At 49.0% G+C, this 16952-nt stretch carries 16 protein-coding genes; 8 read left to right on the forward strand and 8 right to left on the reverse strand.

Annotated features, from left to right (window positions below):
• Positions 1–50: 50 nt before the first annotated feature.
• Positions 51–1142 carry an A/G-specific adenine glycosylase gene (gene mutY / locus BN8_RS22740; RefSeq protein WP_009284294.1) on the reverse strand — a complete coding sequence of 364 codons (1092 nt, stop codon included), beginning with the start codon at positions 1140–1142 and terminating at the stop codon, positions 51–53.
• A gap of 114 nt (positions 1143–1256) precedes the next feature.
• Between mutY and BN8_RS22745 the strand changes: the two genes are divergently transcribed.
• From BN8_RS22745 to BN8_RS22755, 3 genes are all read left to right on the forward strand, one after another.
• Entirely contained in the window at positions 1257–1586 is a 330-nt protein-coding gene (locus BN8_RS22745) for an HU family DNA-binding protein (protein WP_158600217.1), read from the forward strand.
• Positions 1587–1625: 39 nt separating this feature from the next.
• The gene (locus BN8_RS22750; protein WP_009284296.1) at positions 1626–2504 is read left to right on the forward strand and encodes a tetratricopeptide repeat protein; all 879 of its coding nucleotides are present in this window, start codon (positions 1626–1628) and stop codon (positions 2502–2504) included.
• 401 nt (positions 2505–2905) lie between these two features.
• A complete protein-coding gene (locus BN8_RS22755; protein ID WP_009284297.1) occupies positions 2906–4468 on the forward strand; it encodes an Rne/Rng family ribonuclease in 1563 nt (520 codons plus the stop codon).
• An 89-nt stretch (positions 4469–4557) separates the two neighbouring features.
• Here BN8_RS22755 and BN8_RS22760 read toward each other — a convergent pair whose 3' ends face one another.
• The 3 genes from BN8_RS22760 to BN8_RS33405 all read right to left on the reverse strand — a co-directional run bounded on the left by BN8_RS22760 (position 4558) and on the right by BN8_RS33405 (position 6134).
• A complete protein-coding gene (locus tag BN8_RS22760) occupies positions 4558–5673 on the reverse strand; it encodes a lysophospholipid acyltransferase family protein (RefSeq protein WP_009284298.1) in 1116 nt (371 codons plus the stop codon).
• 22 nt (positions 5674–5695) lie between these two features.
• Positions 5696–5863, reverse strand: coding sequence for a hypothetical protein (locus tag BN8_RS33400; RefSeq protein ID WP_009284299.1), 168 nt, complete (start codon positions 5861–5863; stop codon positions 5696–5698).
• 103 nt (positions 5864–5966) lie between these two features.
• Complete coding sequence (locus BN8_RS33405; RefSeq protein WP_009284299.1) at positions 5967–6134, reverse strand: hypothetical protein; 168 nt, start codon at positions 6132–6134, stop codon at positions 5967–5969.
• Positions 6135–6407: 273 nt separating this feature from the next.
• On the opposite strand from BN8_RS33405, the gene BN8_RS22765 reads away from it, so the two are divergent.
• Complete coding sequence (locus BN8_RS22765) at positions 6408–7325, forward strand: LytTR family DNA-binding domain-containing protein (protein ID WP_229368278.1); 918 nt, start codon at positions 6408–6410, stop codon at positions 7323–7325.
• On the opposite strand, the gene BN8_RS33680 is transcribed toward BN8_RS22765, so the two are convergent.
• Together BN8_RS33680 and BN8_RS33685 are read right to left on the reverse strand one after the other, a co-directional pair.
• Complete coding sequence (locus tag BN8_RS33680) at positions 7322–7576, reverse strand: helix-turn-helix domain-containing protein (RefSeq protein ID WP_229368281.1); 255 nt, start codon at positions 7574–7576, stop codon at positions 7322–7324. The genes BN8_RS22765 and BN8_RS33680 overlap by 4 nt on opposite strands.
• A gap of 32 nt (positions 7577–7608) precedes the next feature.
• A complete protein-coding gene (locus tag BN8_RS33685; protein WP_009284302.1) occupies positions 7609–8031 on the reverse strand; it encodes a response regulator in 423 nt (140 codons plus the stop codon).
• 229 nt (positions 8032–8260) lie between these two features.
• On the opposite strand from BN8_RS33685, the gene BN8_RS22775 reads away from it, so the two are divergent.
• Entirely contained in the window at positions 8261–8641 is a 381-nt protein-coding gene (locus BN8_RS22775) for a hypothetical protein (protein ID WP_009284303.1), read from the forward strand.
• A gap of 59 nt (positions 8642–8700) precedes the next feature.
• On the opposite strand, the gene dnaG is transcribed toward BN8_RS22775, so the two are convergent.
• The gene (dnaG, locus tag BN8_RS22780) at positions 8701–10752 is read right to left on the reverse strand and encodes a DNA primase (RefSeq protein ID WP_009284304.1); all 2052 of its coding nucleotides are present in this window, start codon (positions 10750–10752) and stop codon (positions 8701–8703) included.
• A gap of 175 nt (positions 10753–10927) precedes the next feature.
• On the opposite strand from dnaG, the gene BN8_RS22785 reads away from it, so the two are divergent.
• Positions 10928–12331, forward strand: coding sequence for a vanadium-dependent haloperoxidase (locus BN8_RS22785; protein WP_009284305.1), 1404 nt, complete (start codon positions 10928–10930; stop codon positions 12329–12331).
• An 81-nt stretch (positions 12332–12412) separates the two neighbouring features.
• Here the strand turns inward: BN8_RS22785 and BN8_RS22790 are convergent, their stop codons facing one another.
• Complete coding sequence (locus BN8_RS22790) at positions 12413–14305, reverse strand: amidophosphoribosyltransferase (protein WP_009284306.1); 1893 nt, start codon at positions 14303–14305, stop codon at positions 12413–12415.
• A gap of 239 nt (positions 14306–14544) precedes the next feature.
• Here BN8_RS22790 and BN8_RS32195 point away from each other — a divergent pair, with 239 nt between their 5' ends.
• Positions 14545–15030 (forward strand): winged helix-turn-helix domain-containing protein, encoded by a 486-nt coding sequence (locus BN8_RS32195; RefSeq protein ID WP_083882539.1) that lies wholly within the window; start codon positions 14545–14547, stop codon positions 15028–15030.
• Positions 14958–16949, forward strand: a complete 1992-nt coding sequence (locus BN8_RS22800; protein ID WP_009284308.1) for a TonB-dependent receptor plug domain-containing protein — start codon at positions 14958–14960, stop codon at positions 16947–16949. Before BN8_RS32195 ends, BN8_RS22800 begins: the two co-directional genes overlap by 73 nt.
• The last annotated feature ends 3 nt before the right edge of the window (positions 16950–16952 follow it).

Below are 16952 nucleotides of genomic sequence, written 5' to 3' on the forward strand. Positions count from 1 at the left end.
CTAAAATGTACGGTGGCTTAAGGAGGATAAAGATACTGAAATGAAACCACTTATCCAAGTGATCGTTGCAAATAGTTAGTGATCAGAACGGGCTTCGGAAGTTCATCAATTTCGGCCGTCAAATACCATTGTAAGCCTGTCGGCAAGGGTGTATCCACGTTGTCGGGCAGCTCAATTTCATAGAACCAGGCCCGAACACGCTGGTGCGAAAGCAACTGCATCATGTCAACGGGAACGCCGGTCTGAACACCCTTTTTCAGTAACGCTGCTATGGGATCGGGAAACGCTAGTCTGGTCAACGGAACGGCCGGTTCTTCGTCTTCAACGAGAAAAAATTCGTACAAATTCTGCCAGATGTCCCGGGCTATTCGCTCCTGCATCGCAACCTTTCCGTTCTGCCTGAATACTATATACGTAAAATAACGTTCCCGAACGGGGGCCTTCTTACTCTTAACCGGCAACAGATGCTGTCGTCCGGTCAGGTAAGCCTGGCACTGCTGCTGGAGTGGACAAAGTAAACAATCAGGTGCAACCGGCGTGCATTGTATAGCCCCAAACTCCATAATGGCCTGATTATACGTAGCCGGATTATCAGCCGCCTGAATAAGCTCTACCGCAAGGGTTGCAAAGGTTTTTTTGGCCTTTGTGGTTGTGATATCCTCAGTGATACCGAACACCCGGGCGAGTACCCGATAAACATTCCCGTCTACAACCGGTACTCGTTCTCCAAAGGCAAATGAAGCAATGGCTGCGGCCGTATACGAACCTATCCCTTTCATTTTCAGTAACTCATCATACGTTTCAGGAAACTTTCCATTCAGTTGAAGGGTTACATAACGGGCAGTCTGGTGCAGGTTTCGGGCCCTGGAGTAATAACCTAATCCCTGCCAGAGTCGAAGCAATTCGCGCTCATCAGCCCGGGCCATGTCCGACACGGTTGGGTAGGCGGCTACAAACCGTTCGTAGTACGGTCGGCCCTGGGCAACCCTGGTCTGCTGAAGAATAATTTCTGAAAGCCAGATTCGATACGGGTCATTTGTGTGTCGCCATGGAAGATCGCGCTTGTGGTGTTCGTACCAACGTTCGAGCGTTTGGGCAAAAACAGGTTTGACCGAAGGGTTATAGTCTGATAGCCAATCCAAAGTAAAAGCAAAATTTGTATTGCCTGGCAGGAAAACTGAGCAATATGACTTTTAAAGTTTAATGGAAAGCCCTACCTTTGTGCTCCCATTTTGGACACCTGATTTTTCAACATTATAGTAAACGTTAAAGTTTTAAAAGTCGTGACGAAAGCAGACGTAATTGCAGAGATTGCCGATAAGACCGGGATCGATAAGGCGGAAGTAACGCATACTCTGGAAACTTTTTTTTCGGTAGTTAAGGACTCGTTAGCCGAGGGGGAGAACATTTATGTGAGAGGGTTCGGTAGCTTCATCAACAAGAAAAGAGCGAAGAAAGTAGCCCGTAATATCTCGAAGAATACCGCTATGGTAATCGACGAGCACTATATTCCAAGCTTTAAGCCCGCCAAGATTTTCGTTGAGCAGGTGAAAACCAGCGATAAAGCGAAAGTCTCGGCTGAGTAATCTGCGGTAGCCCTGCAACGTTTGCGACGCATTTTCATCATGAGTAAATCCATTCTTCTTGTTGTTGTCCTGGCTTCAGCCCTTACAGCAGGTTTGTATTCCCTGCCTAAGGTTGTTGTGCGCGATGAAAACAAGCAGCTGAGTGCAACGGAGGGTGGTGGGCATACGTCGCAAACGTCAGGGGCACGCCAGGCTGACGGAACTAAATCCCAGTCTACGGATGCAGCTACGTCAAACTCAACGATGAATCATGAACAGTCGCTGTCACCTGAGCAACAAAAACAGGTGGCGGGACTACGGGCCAAGTTTCAGGTCTCAGAAACCGCTGCCAAACAGGCAGCCGGTGAACAGTTGATTACGTTTTTCCGTGAAGCCAGTCGTTTCGACAGTGCCGCTTACTACGCTGGCCTGCTGGCCTCCGTCCAGCCCGATGAACGCAATTTGCTGCGGGCGGGCGATCAATATTTTGAAGCGTATACCTACGCGGTAGACGAAGCAAAAACAGCAAGTCTCGGCGAAAAAACACGGGAATTTTATCAAAAAGCGCTCGAAAAAAATCCTAACTTGCTGGCTGCTAAGGCAAACATGGCTATGACGTATGTCAATACCCAGACGCCGATGCAGGGAATCATGTTGCTGCGCGAGGTGTTGCAACAAGATCCGACCAACGAGCTGGCCCTGTTCAATCTGGGCTTGTTGTCGATGCGTTCAGGACAGTACCAAAAAGCGATTGAGCGATTCCGCCAGATCATAGTGGTTAATCCCTCAAGTCGGAAAGCTCAGTTCTACCTGGGTGTTAGCCTGGCGGAGGCTGGTCAGAAAGCTGAAGCATTACGGGTGCTTGGGCAGGTAAAAGAACAAGAGAAAGATCCACAGATACTAGCGGCTATCCGCGAGTATGAGGAACGCTTACAGTAGCTTTCGGTTAAACGTCTGCGGTTTTCAGCTACTCTCATTTTGTGAGCTAGATTCAGCCGAAACCCGTAAATAGTATAACCAGCAAAAAAGGGCTTGCCGAGTGGCTGGCCGTCACTTATTAAACCATTTAAATACGTTTACACAATGCCTTGCGGTAAGAAACGGAAGCGGCATAAAATTGCCACCCACAAGCGGAAAAAGCGGCTCAGAAAGAACCGGCATAAAAAGAAATAGTTTACAGTTCTGTAGTTTACAGTTTTCAGTTATAGAGTTCTGACCGATAACTTCAAACTGAAAACTATAAACTGAAAACTCATCTTGCGGAAGCCTCGTGCCGGTCTGAATGGTCCGAACGTGGCTTCTTTCTTTTTATACAGTCATCTTAACCGTAGATTCATCTTGTGAGTAATGAATTAGTTATCAGTTCTACTCAGAAAGGTGATCGGATTGCACTCTTGCAAAACAAGAGATTGCTGGAGTATCACGAAGAAGAGTTAGACAGCAGCTTCACCGTTGGCGATCTGTACTTAGGAACAGTCAAAAAACTTTCGTCGGGCCTTAACGCGGCTTTTGTTGACGTTGGTCACGAAAAAGACGGTTTTTTGCACTATCAGGACTTGGGGCCGAATGTTAATTCGCTCAACAAGTTTGTCAAAGACATAATCGCCAAGCGCGTCACTACCGGCCGGCTCAACGGTATGAAACTGGAGCCGGAGATCGAAAAAATCGGAAAGATCGATAAGGTACTGACGAAAAATGCTCCGATTCTGGTTCAGGTGGTCAAAGAGCCCATCTCAACCAAAGGCCCGCGCCTTTCCTGCGATATATCCATCGCAGGTCGCTATCTGGTTCTCGTTCCGTTCTCGGACGGCGTTAACCTTTCTAAAAAGATTACCGATCGCGCCGAACGATCGCGCCTGATTCGGCTGATGTCGTCAATCAAGCCGCAAAATTTCGGCATTATCGTCCGGACAGTTGCTCAGGGTAAAGACGTTGAAGAACTCGACCGCGATTTGCAGAACTCGCTCGATAAATGGGAGCAGGCTGTCAAAGTGCTAGCCGAAGCCAAACCCCGGGATCGGGTACTGGGTGAGATGAATCGGGCATCATCCATCCTGCGTGACATGCTGAACGAGTCGTTCGACAGCATTACGGTTGACACTCGGGAGTCGTACGACGAAATCAGAAATTACATTCACACCATTGCGCCCGAAAAAGAGAAAATTGTAAAGCTCTATAACGGGAAAACGAAAGTTTTTGAAGCCCTCGGGCTAGAAAAGCAACTTAAATCTCTATTCGGACGTTCGGTTAGCCTTCCAGGTGGTGGTTATCTGATCATTGAACATACTGAGGCTCTGCACGTTATCGACGTCAATAGCGGCAATAAATCAAACTCAGAGGAAGACCAGGAGGCAACCGCTATCAGCGTAAACCGAGAAGCGGCTAAAGAAATTGCCCGGCAGCTTAGGCTACGCGATATGGGCGGTATTATCGTTGTCGATTTCATCGACATGAAAAAGCAGGAAAATAAAAAGCTCCTGCAGGACATCATGCGCGACGAGATGAAATCGGATCGATCCAAGTTTACAATTCTGCCCCTAACCAAATTTGGGCTGATGCAGATTACGCGTCAGCGAGTCCGGCCCGAGATGAACATTGTTACCCGCGAGGTTTGCCCTACCTGCGGAGGTACCGGTACAATTCAGGCGAGTGTGCTGGTAACGGATGTAATTGAGAATAATCTTGATTATATTTTAACCAGACAAAATGAACGGGGCGTATCCATTGCTGTTCACCCGTTTCTGCATGCCTACTTCACCAAAGGCTTTTACTCACGTCAGATTCAATGGTACGTTAAGTACAAAACTTGGATTAAGCTCGTGAAAGACAGCTCACTTGGCATTGTCAACTTCAAGTTTTACAACAAGTCTGGTGATGAGATTGAGGTAGGTAGCGGGGCTTGACCAAGTAATCAGCGTTTTAATAATTAATCATAAAAAAGCACCTCGCTGGTAGATTGACATCCCAGCGAGGTGCTTTTGCTTTAGAGCGATTAGCACAGAACTTCCATCTCTACTAGTTCGCCGAACATTTCTTCGCCAACGAGGCCTTCAACCGAGTCTACTTCATTTAGGTTTAACAATAGATCGCGAAGATCCTCGGAGATTTCATACGTCTGATAAAGCCGTCTGTCAAACAGAACGGGTGCCTGCTCCAAATCGCATAACGTATAGCGATCCTGATTAAAGGTGGGATGTTCAGGCCGTTTTCTGGACGACGATTGTTTTGGTGTTTCCCGCTCGAGGAATGAATGAATGTAGTTCCATCCTTCCCATTGGCCGGGGTTCTGGATTAACTGAGCCCAGAGCGCATCGTAGAGCTGTTGCATTGCTTCCTGACAATACATTTCCCGGTCGCTGTTTCGGATAGGACGGATCGGGTCAAGGAAGTGTAATACGTTAGATAAATCGGGTTGCCGGTACGTCACCACCGGTACGATCGGTACACCAGCCGCGTGGGATAGATAACCAACTCCTTTGCGAGTCCACACGCGCCGGCTCCCCAGCTTTACTGATAAAAATTTATCAGTTTCGTTTGCTTCCGGAGCCGTTTCGGGGCTACCATCAACGTACACAATCAGCGACTTTCCAGCTTTTAATTCACGCAGAACCGACAGTCCGGCCGATGGATGGCCCGCTTCGATGACCCGGAAAGAATTCTTGCAATTACGCTGTCGACGCAATTCGTCGATGTGCGCAAGTATGTCGTCTCCTTGATGACGGTTTGTATTATTCCCAATCAGCAGCACACAATCTGTGCCACGCCGGAACAATAAACTGGTTAATATTCGGTAAGAACCGAAGTGATAAGTACAGTATATACGCGGGCTATCTTGCCGCAAGGCCCAATCATGCGCACCCCGTAGCTTGATCAGATCGCCGGCAGAGAGGCACTGGTGATCAAACATGGTAAACACCTGTTGCAGTAACAGCTCATGGAACAGGGCCTCGTGCCTACTACGGGGGATGGAGGGCATAATGTTCTCCATATTGGCTGAGAAAGTCGTAAACTTCATCAGGTACCCCCGTTCTTTGTGCAGATCGATTTGCTCGAAGTTTTCCCGGCACCGAGTCAATTCCTGCTTATACAGACGTAATGCGGATGACATGGTAATGCTAGAATAAGGTTGATTAAAGAGAGAAAACGGTTTCGCGGTTGAGGCCGTGGAAGTAAGGCATCGTCTCGCAGCACTCGCCAGGCTTGAGGAACTTCAGCAGGTTGTGGGCTTCTTTCTTGGCAGCAGAGGCAACAGCGTTCTTTTGGTTCTGGACCGGCTTGATAGAGAATTGCTTTTTCATGGGACTTTGTAGCTTTACGATTTGATAGGTGTAACCTGTGACATAAGGGCTATCGCGTCGTCAGAATAGAAGACCAGCCTTGGCGATAACCGGGTGAAATGGATTAGAGAGAGAAAACGGTTTCGCGGTTGAGGCCGTGGAAGTAAGGCATCGTCTCGCAGCACTCGCCAGGCTTGAGGAACTTCAGCAGGTTGTGAGCTTCTTTCTTGGCAGCAGAGGCAACAGCGTTCTTTTGGTTCTGGACCGGCTTGATAGAGAATTGCTTTTTCATGGGACTTTGTAGCTTTACGATTTGATGTTAGTTTCCTTTGTGAGAGCGCATCCGTTGCGCTGTTTGAACATTACAAAGGTCTATGTTTAATAGAGGGGCATCAATCGCAAAAAAGTCTCAATATGAGGTGGTGAAATAGTCAAATATTACCACTATCTTAGTACTGATTTATGCTAAGGGATAATGAAGGAGTTACAGTTACATCGAACATATTTACGTAGGCCAATTAAAAGTATAGCTATCTTAATGGTAGTTGTCCTGTTGGTAGAGACCATGACTTGGTCTCTTGCCTATCCCGTAAAGATGGGGATGGTTGAAAGAGCAGGTGGTTTTCTACAATATTTCGGCTTTTCTCTACGTAGCCTGCTTTTACCCGAAATATTTACACTATATATACTTCTCACTCTTCTTAGTGAATTTCATGTTGTATTTAAGATTAAATCGATAGAAGCTAGTTGGCCAGCTATTGGCCGTTATGAGTTACGATTGCTACCTGTCATTTTACTAGCATTCTTCGTATTTAATCCTGTTACCCAAACAGTCCGTTTTTTACTTGAACGGTTTCCGAACTACTCGTTCTCAAACTACTGGCATACTTACATAGCAAATACGTTCACGTTCGCCACGTATTTCAAGTATCTTATACCGGTACTCCTCATTGGGTATGCCGCCACCAATCTCTCTCTGTTTTCTGATTACCTGCGCCGTCGGCAGGAAGATGAGAACCGAGAAAAAGCTGCTGGTACCATTACTCCTCAGGTTCAGTTATCTCCTCCCGAACCTGCTCCTGCCCTATCTCGTACCTATACCGGTCACTTAAAAGGCCGAAACGCTCATGGGGAATTAGACTTTCCTGTTACGGATGTCTATTTCTTTACCGTTGAGGAGCGGTATTACTATGCAGAATTGTCAAAAGGACGGTATCTGATCAGTAAAACACTCAATGATTTAGAAACCGAGCTGGACCCCTTTCATTTCTTCCGTATCAAGCGCGATTATATTGTCAATAGACGGTCCGTTTTGAACTACGCCTACTGGGAAAACGGCAAATATATCGTGAGGCTTGACACTCCCGACAGGCATGAAATTGTTGTTCCCCGCGCCAGAATGCAGGAATTCAGAGAGTGGCTACAGGGAAGTCAACGCTCTACCTCCGCAGATGAGTCGACTGGCTCACTTGTTTTCGCCTAAAGGTAGTTCTTCACTGATATTCCGTATCGAGGCAGTTGTCTACAGCTTTTCAATTCCAACTTCTGAGCAATTCTAGCTTTATGGTTTACGGCAGTCCGGTAACTAATACCTAACTGATCGGCAATTTCATTGGCTGTGTGACCATTGGCAACCATACGGAGCACTTCACGCTCACGATCAGACAAACGGCTCAACTCATTTCGGGTGCTTTCTGCCATTACTTCTACACCGTAATTTTTAAGTAACGACATAAATCCGCTGCTATAGTAACAACCACCGTTACTTACCGTCTGAAAGCACTTATATAGTTCCTCCAAGCCGTCACTGGCATATAAAAAGCCAAAAAACCCATCTGCATTGCGTTAGCAACTAATCGTAAATCGGGCTTGCTTGTATATAAAATGAACTTAGTCCGCTGATTTGACTCCCGCATTTGCTCAACTATATCAAAACTTCGACGGCCTGAAATTTCAGACTCAAGTATCACACACTCAGGGCGCTTAACCCTGATCTGTTGAAGTGTATCTTCCATTTCAACAGCCCGGCCCACCACATTATATCCCTGCTCTTTCAACAACTGGCTCAACACTTCACAGTTGAACAACTCGGATTGAGCAACAAGGATAGAGAAATCTTTACGTCGAATCGAAAAGTTTTTGCCGGTTGTGCTACGTTCGGCGTCCTGGCCGTTGATCGGTTGATTCATGACAAGTTTTCGGTATCAGGAGATGAATCTAATTACATAACTGATTCTTTTGCAACCTCGTTCGTCTGAAATCACTACAGACATGGATGAAATCACCCAAATATAACACACTAAAATTAGGTGATTTCGTCTGGTCAAATGGTGATTTCACACAAAACAGGTTGTTTTTAACGATTTAGGGCTACTATTTTGGTTCATCGATCAGCAAGTACCATTTGCGAACTTTTGTATGATGAAGCAAGATGAAACGCCGACGTTTGGCTACGAAGCTACACCGGCAGAGATGCAAAACGTGATTCTGGATTGGGTGAAAGCGACTGAGGAGTTCCACCGGCGCTATTCGCAGCTGACCGAAGTGATCAATGCATTGCAGGCTTCGGCTCGGCGACAGCCCACGGCAAACCGGACACGTCTCCGTACGCTTACGGCTTTACGTCAGCATATGAGTGATGTACTCATGACGCTGTTACTTGATATGACCGGCCAAAAACCCGGTCGCTCTGCTCAACCATCCAAGCCTGGCCAGTTGCAATCGCATGCTCGCTTGCTGGAAGAGCTGAACCGCAAAATCGATAAAGAATTGATGCGGTTCACAACAGCACAAGCTTAGTGTTCACCTTCCCCCATGATAAAGGAAGCCCCACACCTATGGGTTGGGGCTTTTGCTTTTTATCCTGAAATAACCGTTCCCAGCAAGCTGGATATCTCCATATCAATACGTTTATAGTGCATAAATTCCACCAATAGCTGGTCGGTTTCATCAGTAGTTTTCCCCACCGATTCGCGTAACTGCTGTTGCAGCGATGCCATCCGTTGTTCAGCCAGCATCTTTTTAATCCGTAATATATTCCGGTAGGCAGCATCAGCCAGAATACCAATCTCTTCTTCCGATGGTACGTAAATCTCATGCTTTATCCACCCTTCGCTGATCTCATAACGAGGTGTAGTCAATGTAATAGCGTGATGCTGAAGATCGTTTTCCTGAGGTACGGTAAAAAAATCATTAGATGTCAAGATTTTCCCCTGGCTGTAAGCCTCTCGGAACAGCGTCAGCATTACGTCATAAGGTGGCGTTTGAAAGTTAACTTCATGTAATTCGCTTAGTATGTAATGGCACAATGTAACTCCCGGCTCCAGCTCTCGCATACCGTGGTTGATCAGTAGCCGAATGCATTCCTCCTCCTGATAGGAAAGAGGAGTTCGAACAGCTTTGCCTCGGTCGGCAGTAGACCGCTGAACGGGCTCTGTCACCTCTTCATTGAAAGATGGCTCAATTCCCGCTTCGTTCAATAAAGCATTGATATCATCGAACGACGGCTCGGCTGGTCCGCCACCGGTTGGTTGCTGACGGCTCTGTCGCTCTTTCTGCCGCTCATAATCCTTTTGAACCTGATCCTGCTGCTTTCGAAGTAGGCGATTACTTTCGGAGATCAGCGTTTGTTCATCAACATGCAGTTGCTGGGCAGTAGTCCGGAAAAATACCTGCCGCTGAAGGGGATCAGGAATTCGGGTAATGCTGCTGACAATTTCCGAAATCACCTCGGCCCGCTTGAAAGGGCTGTCTCCAGCGTCCCGCAACAGCATATCTGTTTTGAACCGGATAAAGTCGTGCGTATTCTGCCGGATGTATGTTTTAAAGGCTTCGGCGCCCACCTGTCGAACGTAACTATCGGGGTCTTCACCGTTAGGGAACGTAACGATACTTACGTTTAAGCCTTCTTCCAATACCATGTCCAGGCCGCGAAGTGCAGCCTTAATTCCTGCAGCATCACCGTCGTATAGTATGGTAACGTTAGGCGTAAATCGACTGATCAGGCGAATCTGTTCGATCGTAAGTGAAGTACCTGACGACGCCACTACGTTTTTGATACCGGCCTGGTGCAGCGATATAACGTCGGTATAGCCTTCGGTTAAATAGCAGACATTTTCCTGACGAATGGCCTGTTTTGCCTGAAAAATACCGTACAGAACCTGGCTTTTATGGTATACTTCGGTTTCGGGAGAGTTAAGGTATTTTGGCTGGTTTTTGTCGGCTTTGAGGATACGGGCACCAAAAGCAATCACACGCCCTGATACATTATGGATTGGAAACATGACCCGGCCACGAAAGCGATCGAACAGTTTATGAGAACCGCCGTCAGCCCCTTCCTTGCTGATCACAAGCCCTGCTTTTTCAAGCAATTCGCGGTTGTATCCCCGTTGCGTAGCCTCCTTCAGCAGTGCGTCCCATTGATCAAAACTATAGCCGAGATCGAACGCTTCGATAGTAGGATTCGAAAACCCTCGCTCACGAAAATAACTCAGCCCAATGCTCTGCCCTTCTTCAGATGTCAGCAAAGCTTCCTGAAAAAACGTTTTGGCAAAATTGAGAACGATAAAGAGGCTTTCGCGTTCGTTCTGCCGAATGACCTCTTCCGGTGTCTGCTCCTGCTCTTCAATTTCAATGCCGTATTTTTTGGCCAAATACCGCAAGGCTTCCCCATAGCCGATATTTTCGACATCCATCACGAATTTTACGGCATCGCCCGCCTTTCCGCAGCCAAAACATTTGTAGATCTGTCGGCTCGGATTAACGTTGAACGATGGCGTCTTTTCGTTGTGAAACGGACAACACGCGATCCAGTTACTGCCTCGCTTCTTGAGTGAAACAAAGTCATTTACAACCTCGACGATGTCGGCCGCCTGACGAATTCGCTCGACGGTTTCTTCAGGTATACGCATGGAGAAAAATTATACCGAACAAAAAATATAGTTTTACCAGAGATGACAAGTTACAATTCCTCCCGAACAACCGCTGAAAAAAGGATCATGGCTCTGGCAACATTTTTGCTCAAATCATTTAAAATAAATGCATTAGATAAAATGCTGTCGGACTTTTTGTCAACCACCAGCAACTATGAAGCACAATTTACTTGATTTTTATTCTCCAACGTCGTCCGGGTCTCGAAATCGCTTAGGGCAATTTGTGGTCTGCTTAGCCCTGATCGTTTTGCAAGCCTGTCAAACACCGACCGACGAGCCCCTGGCTCCCGATGCAACCGGTAAGCCTGCCGATCAATACAATGCCGAGGTGGCCTTGAAGTGGAGTTCTTTAGAGTTGCAACTGGTCCGAACCGCCAGCGGTTTTACTCCACCGGTCGCAGCCCGTGCGTTCGGGTATGCGGGCCTTACCATGTACGAATCGATTGTACCCGGCCTACCTACGCATCGTTCACTCGTAGGTCAGCTTCAGGAGTTTACTACACTCCCTCAACCCGAGGCCAACCAACGATATAATTGGGCTATCAGTGCAAACGCTGCTCAGGCCACCATTCTGAAAAGTCTTTTTGCCAACCTTAATGACGCCGGTAAGGCAAGGGTTGACTCGTTGGAGAACGCTTTGTTTACCCAGCTAAAAGAGACAGATGACGCCATCAACGAGCGCTCCGTTGCCTTCGGGCGGGCCATTGCTGCGGCTATATTTGATTACTCGAAGACCGATGGCGGTCATGAAGGCTACAACCGTAACTTCCCGGCCAACTACGTAGTACCCACCGGACCGGGCCTTTGGCAACCAACCGAGAACGGTCGTAAGATTCCCATGCAACCGTATTGGGGAAAAAACCGAACTTTTCTGAGTGCGGTTACAACCATGACCATCCCATACCCACTGCAAGTTTCTACGGACATAAAATCGCAGTATTTCGCGCAGTACCTGGAAGTCTACACCAAACACAAATCGTTAACCCAGGAAGAGAAGGAGATTGCAGTCTGGTGGGCAGATGATCCCAGCGAAACCTTCACACCGCCCGGCCACTCTTACAACATTGCCCGTATTGTTATTCAAAACTCTAACGCAAACCTGGCCAAAGCCGCCGAGACCCTTGCCCGTACCGGTATTGCCGTTGCAGACGCGTTCGTCATGTGCTGGAAATGTAAATACACGTTCAATAATGAACGCCCCTACACTTATGTCCGGCGCGCAATTGACCCCAATTGGATACCCTTCTGGCCGGCCCCGCCCTTCCCGGGTTATTCGTCGGGCCATGCGACGCAGTCGGCTGCAACAGCTACTGTTCTTACGGGCCTCTATGGCGAACAGTTTGCCTTTACCGACAACTCCCACGTTGGGCGGATACGGGACGCGGTCCGTAATGTTGAGTTTAAAGCGCGTTCCTACAAATCATTCTGGGAAGCAGCCGAGGAGTCAGCCTGGTCGCGGTTCCTGGGTGGAATTCATACCCGGCAGGACAATGATACAGGGTTGCGGGAAGGCCGTAAAATAGGGCAGTTCATTAACGCCCTGAACTGGACAAAATAAGAGGCTAAAAAGCGGAAAGGAGAAGAGGACGCTGTAGAGCAATCCCTTTCTCCTTTCCTGCCACCCAGTCCTTTTCTCCTTTTAATAAGCCCTTACCAGCTTACCTTCCATGAAGTTAACGAAGGATTTATTGACAACCAGGTTACCACCCGGGGTTGGGTAGTTACCGGTAAAGTACCAATCGCCACTATGGTTGGGACAGGCGCGGTGCAGGTTTTCCACCGTCTGATAGACCACGGCTACGTTTGCGTTCAGGTCGGCCGGGGTAATGATCTGGGCCACCTTCCGCGACAGTTCTTCGTGCGTAAACGGTTCGAAAAGCGCTTTAACGTAGTTCTGCTGACTTGCATTACCGGACTCGATTGCCGCTACAGACTGAGCGTACACTTCGTCCATGATATACTCTTGCCCGCGTTCGCGGAGTAACTCAAGAGCTGCCCGGAAGGCCACGAACTCCTTCACCTTCGACATATCAATGCCGTAGCAGTCGGGGAAGCGAATTTGCGGAGCAGACGAGACGATGATAATCTTTTTCGGCCCCAGCCGGTCGAGCATACGAAGGATACTCTTCTCGAGAGTGGTACCACGCACAATAGAGTCGTCGACAACCACTACGTTGTCTTTCCCCTTTTTAATTACCTCAAATGTGGTATCGTACACATGCGACACCATGTCGTCGCGTTGGGAATCATCCGTGATGAACGTACGGAGCTTAACGTCTTTCGACACCAGCTTTTCAATACGAGGCCGGAAAGAAAGCACACGATCCAGATCCTGCTCAAACAGGATGCCTTCCATAATGGCTTTCTTACGTTGCTTATACAGGTACTCTTCTAATCCCTCAACCATACCGAAGAATGCGGTTTCGGCCGTGTTGGGTATGTAAGAGAAGACCGTATTTTCGAGGTCGTAGTTGATTTCCTCAAGAATCTGGGGAACCAGCAGGCGACCCAGTTCTTTCCGTTCGTTGTAGATATCAGGGTCAGTCGCCCGTGAGAAATAGATGCGTTCGAAGCTGCACGACCGCTTTTCAATGGGCTGAATAAATTGATATTCGCCGAACTCACCATATTTATCGATGATCAGCGCATGGCCAGGCTTAACTTCCTGAATCGCGTCATAATCGGCGTTGAAAGCAGCTTTGATAGCCGGCTTTTCGGAAGCAACGACAACAATTTCATCATCGGCGTAGTAATAGGCCGGGCGAATACCAGCCGGATCACGAGCCACAAACGATGCGCCGTAGCCGGTCAGCCCAACCATGGCGTAGCCTCCGTCGAAATCGCGGCATGAACGATGCAGTACCCGCTGGAGGTCAATGTTATCTTCAATGATATCCGACAGGTCCGGGTTCTCGTAGATGCCCTTGAACCGATCAAATACCCGCTGGTTTTCTTCGTCGAGGAAGTGGCCGATTTTTTCCATAACGGTCACGGTGTCCACTTTCTCTTTTGGGTGCTGACCCAGCGAAACGAGCTTATCGAACAGCCCGTCCACATTGGTCATGTTGAAGTTACCGGCCATGACCAGGTTGCGGCTCCGCCAGTTGCTTTGCCGCAGCATCGGGTGACAATTCTCAATCTCATTGGCCCCGTGAGTACCGTAGCGCAGGTGTCCCAGCCAGACCTCGCCGGTGAAAGCTACGTTCTCCTGCAGCCAGCGGGCATCGCGGGCTTTGTCCTTATTCCCCTTGATGGATTTGCGAAATTTCTTGTTTACCTTCTCGAAGATATCCGTAACGGGACGTTGATCAACGGAGCGGTAGCGACTAATGTAGCGGTGGCCGGGCGGAACGTCGATCTTGATATTGGCGATACCAGCGCCATCCTGACCTCGGTTAACCTGCTTTTCCATGAGCAGGTACAGTTTGTTGGCCGCGTAGAGGGGCGTGCCATACTTGTCAATGTAATACTGATACGGTTTACGGAGCCGAATCAGGGCAATTCCGCATTCATGTTTGATGGCGTCGCTCATACCGCAGGCCGTTCGGAAACGTGAGAACCGCTGATGACGTACCAAACGCTGGTTCGCCGAAGCGGTTTGGTTTTAATTTGTTAATAAAATGGTAACGACGCCCGGGGCTGTTTCGTTCAGCGGGGCGCTGAACAAAAGTAAGAAAAGATAGAGATAAGCACCGGTCGGCTTTACAATTTAATCCATGATTCAGCCGCCAGCATCGGCCCTGGATGGCGCACTTTTCACTGTTTGTTTCTATGTCTGTACTCATTCCCAATACAATCCGGTTTACCGGCCGCATCTGGATCGATGCCAATGATACCCGCCTGTTAGGGCCTGGGCGTATTGAACTATTGGAAAAAATAAAGGAGCATGGCTCTATCTCAAAAGCGGCACGAGCCATGAACATGTCATACCGAAAAGCCTGGCGGCTCATCGATGAACTGAACCAGTTTTGCCTGACGCCGGCTGTATTGACTCAGAAAGGGGGCGAAAAAGGGGGAGGAGCCGAGGTGACCGCTACCGGCGACGCCTTAATTATGTACTATCGGGGTCTCGAAAAGCGATTTGCAGATTTCATGGAGCAGGAAAGGCGGGCCTTTGTTTTGTTAGTCAGAACAGGCGTTATATCTTCGCATACATATCGCCTTTGGCTGCTCAACTTTCCTGTATGGCTCCACCGCTACGTATCCTGCTTACTGGTTTTCTTGGACTACCCCAGGTTCTGCTTGGCCAGTTGGTGAGTAATGATACCAGTCAGTTTCACAACCGGGTTTTCCGGCTGGGTGAGGTCACTGTCAGCGGACAACGCAGCACCGATTCGGTCAGCCAGGCAACGATTCGGCATATAGAAGCCTTCAACCGGACGGACGCGGCCCGCGCCCTCAGTCTGCTGCCCGGCGTAACGCTGGCGAGTGTAGGAGCCCGCAACGAATCAGTGGTTTTTGTGCGGGGGTTCGATTTGCGGCAGGTACCAGTCTTCATCGATGGCGTTCCGGTTTACGTACCATACGACGGCTACGTTGATCTGGCCCGCTTCACAACGTTCGACCTGTCTGAAATTAACGTATCCAAAGGGTTTACCTCCGTCGTGTACGGCCCGAATACCCTGGGCGGAGCGATTAATCTCGTGTCGCGCCGACCCCAGCAGCGCCTGGAATTCGACGGGCGGGCGGGCTTGCTCAGCGGACGCGGTCACCGCCTGAATCTGAATATCGGCTCCAACCTGGGAAAGTTCTATGTACAGGGCTCGGCTTCGCAGTTCAAGCAATCGACGTTCCCTCTATCGGCTGATTTTACACCTAAACCGCTGGAAGACGGCGGTGATCGGGACAATGCATTCCGGGATGATGTGAAATACACGCTGAAGGCTGGTTTTACGCCCAATGCCACGGATGAATACGCCATCAGCTATGTAAACCAGCAGGGGGCTAAAGGTACCCCACCCTACGTAGGCAGCGATCCGTTGCAGCGAGCCCGTTTCTGGCGGTGGCCCTATTGGGATAAAGAAAGCTGGTACTTTATCTCCCGAACGGCATTAAGCACCAATAGTTACGTAAAAGCGCGGTTGTACTACGACCGGTTCAAGAACCGGCTGGATGCCTACGACGATGCTACGTACACGACCCAACGGCGGCCGTCGTCGTTCCAGAGTTTTTACAACGACGATACGTACGGCGGTTTGATTGAGTATGGCAATCAACTCACAAAGCAACATAGCCTGCGGGCATCGATCCATTACAAGCAGGATCGGCACCGCGAAAACAACGCCGGTGAACCCGTTCGAACGTTTATCGACAATACGATGTCGATTGGCCTGGAAGATGTGTTTTCGCTGGGTAAAGGCTGGTCGCTGGTTCCGGGCATCAGCCTGAACACCCGGAATAACCTGCGGGCCGAAAATTATGACAGCAATACGAAGCGTGTTACAGACTTTGCGGATAATGATAGCCAGGCCTTCAACGGACAATTGGGCCTGTTCTACGCACCAACCCAATTCCGGCAGCTAAGCCTGACGGCAGCCCGCCAGACGCGTTTTGCCACCATTAAAGACCGCTATTCTTTCCGGCTGGGAGCGGCCATTCCAAATCCGGATCTGAAAGCCGAATCAGCCCTGCACTACGAACTGGCGTATGGCGACCGGATTGCCCGGCTGCTTCAGGTGAAGGCCAGTGTGTTCTACAGCCGGATCACGGATGTTATTCAGCAGGTGAACAACGTACAACCCAACATTTTTCAGCTACAGAACACCGGCGAAGCTGAATTTTACGGCGCTGAATTGTCGATGAACGTACCGATTTCTACCGCTTTCCAAACCGGGGTTCAATACAGCTACCTGGAGCGGAAAAACCTGAGCAACCCGACGATTCAGTTCATTGACGTACCCAACCATAAACTCCTCCTTTACGCCGTGGTGCAACCCATTCGCCGGGTATCGCTGGTCGGTAGTCTCGACTACAACTCTGCCCGATACAGCACCAGCTACGGCATTCGGGCTGCGGCTTACACGCTTGTCAATGCACGGGCGTCTGTGCAGTTGATCCGCTACGTGGCCATCGAAGGGGGTGTCAACAACCTGTTCGACCGGAACTACGCCCTGGTTGAAGGCTTTCCGGAAGCGGGTCGAAACTATTTTGTCAATCTGGTCATCACTAAACGATAAGTC

The organism is Fibrisoma limi BUZ 3 (assembly GCF_000296815.2).
Lineage (GTDB): Bacteria > Bacteroidota > Bacteroidia > Cytophagales > Spirosomataceae > Fibrisoma > Fibrisoma limi.

Excerpts from the sequence above, each read along its gene's own strand:
- BN8_RS33685 (WP_009284302.1), bottom strand. The coding sequence starts at position 8,031 with ATGAATCAACCGATCAACGGCCAGGACGCCGAACGTAGCACAACCGGC.
- BN8_RS33680 (WP_229368281.1), bottom strand. The coding sequence starts at position 7,576 with ATGTCGTTACTTAAAAATTACGGTGTAGAAGTAATGGCAGAAAGCACC.
- BN8_RS22800 (WP_009284308.1), top strand. The coding sequence starts at position 14,958 with ATGGCTCCACCGCTACGTATCCTGCTTACTGGTTTTCTTGGACTACCC.
- BN8_RS33400 (WP_009284299.1), bottom strand. The coding sequence starts at position 5,863 with ATGAAAAAGCAATTCTCTATCAAGCCGGTCCAGAACCAAAAGAACGCT.
- BN8_RS22760 (WP_009284298.1), bottom strand. The coding sequence starts at position 5,673 with ATGTCATCCGCATTACGTCTGTATAAGCAGGAATTGACTCGGTGCCGG.
- BN8_RS22765 (WP_229368278.1), top strand. The coding sequence starts at position 6,408 with ATGACTTGGTCTCTTGCCTATCCCGTAAAGATGGGGATGGTTGAAAGA.
- BN8_RS22775 (WP_009284303.1), top strand. The coding sequence starts at position 8,261 with ATGATGAAGCAAGATGAAACGCCGACGTTTGGCTACGAAGCTACACCG.
- BN8_RS22790 (WP_009284306.1), bottom strand. The coding sequence starts at position 14,305 with ATGAGCGACGCCATCAAACATGAATGCGGAATTGCCCTGATTCGGCTC.
- dnaG (WP_009284304.1), bottom strand. The coding sequence starts at position 10,752 with ATGCGTATACCTGAAGAAACCGTCGAGCGAATTCGTCAGGCGGCCGAC.
- BN8_RS22785 (WP_009284305.1), top strand. The coding sequence starts at position 10,928 with ATGAAGCACAATTTACTTGATTTTTATTCTCCAACGTCGTCCGGGTCT.
- BN8_RS33405 (WP_009284299.1), bottom strand. The coding sequence starts at position 6,134 with ATGAAAAAGCAATTCTCTATCAAGCCGGTCCAGAACCAAAAGAACGCT.
- BN8_RS32195 (WP_083882539.1), top strand. The coding sequence starts at position 14,545 with ATGTCTGTACTCATTCCCAATACAATCCGGTTTACCGGCCGCATCTGG.
- BN8_RS22750 (WP_009284296.1), top strand. The coding sequence starts at position 1,626 with ATGAGTAAATCCATTCTTCTTGTTGTTGTCCTGGCTTCAGCCCTTACA.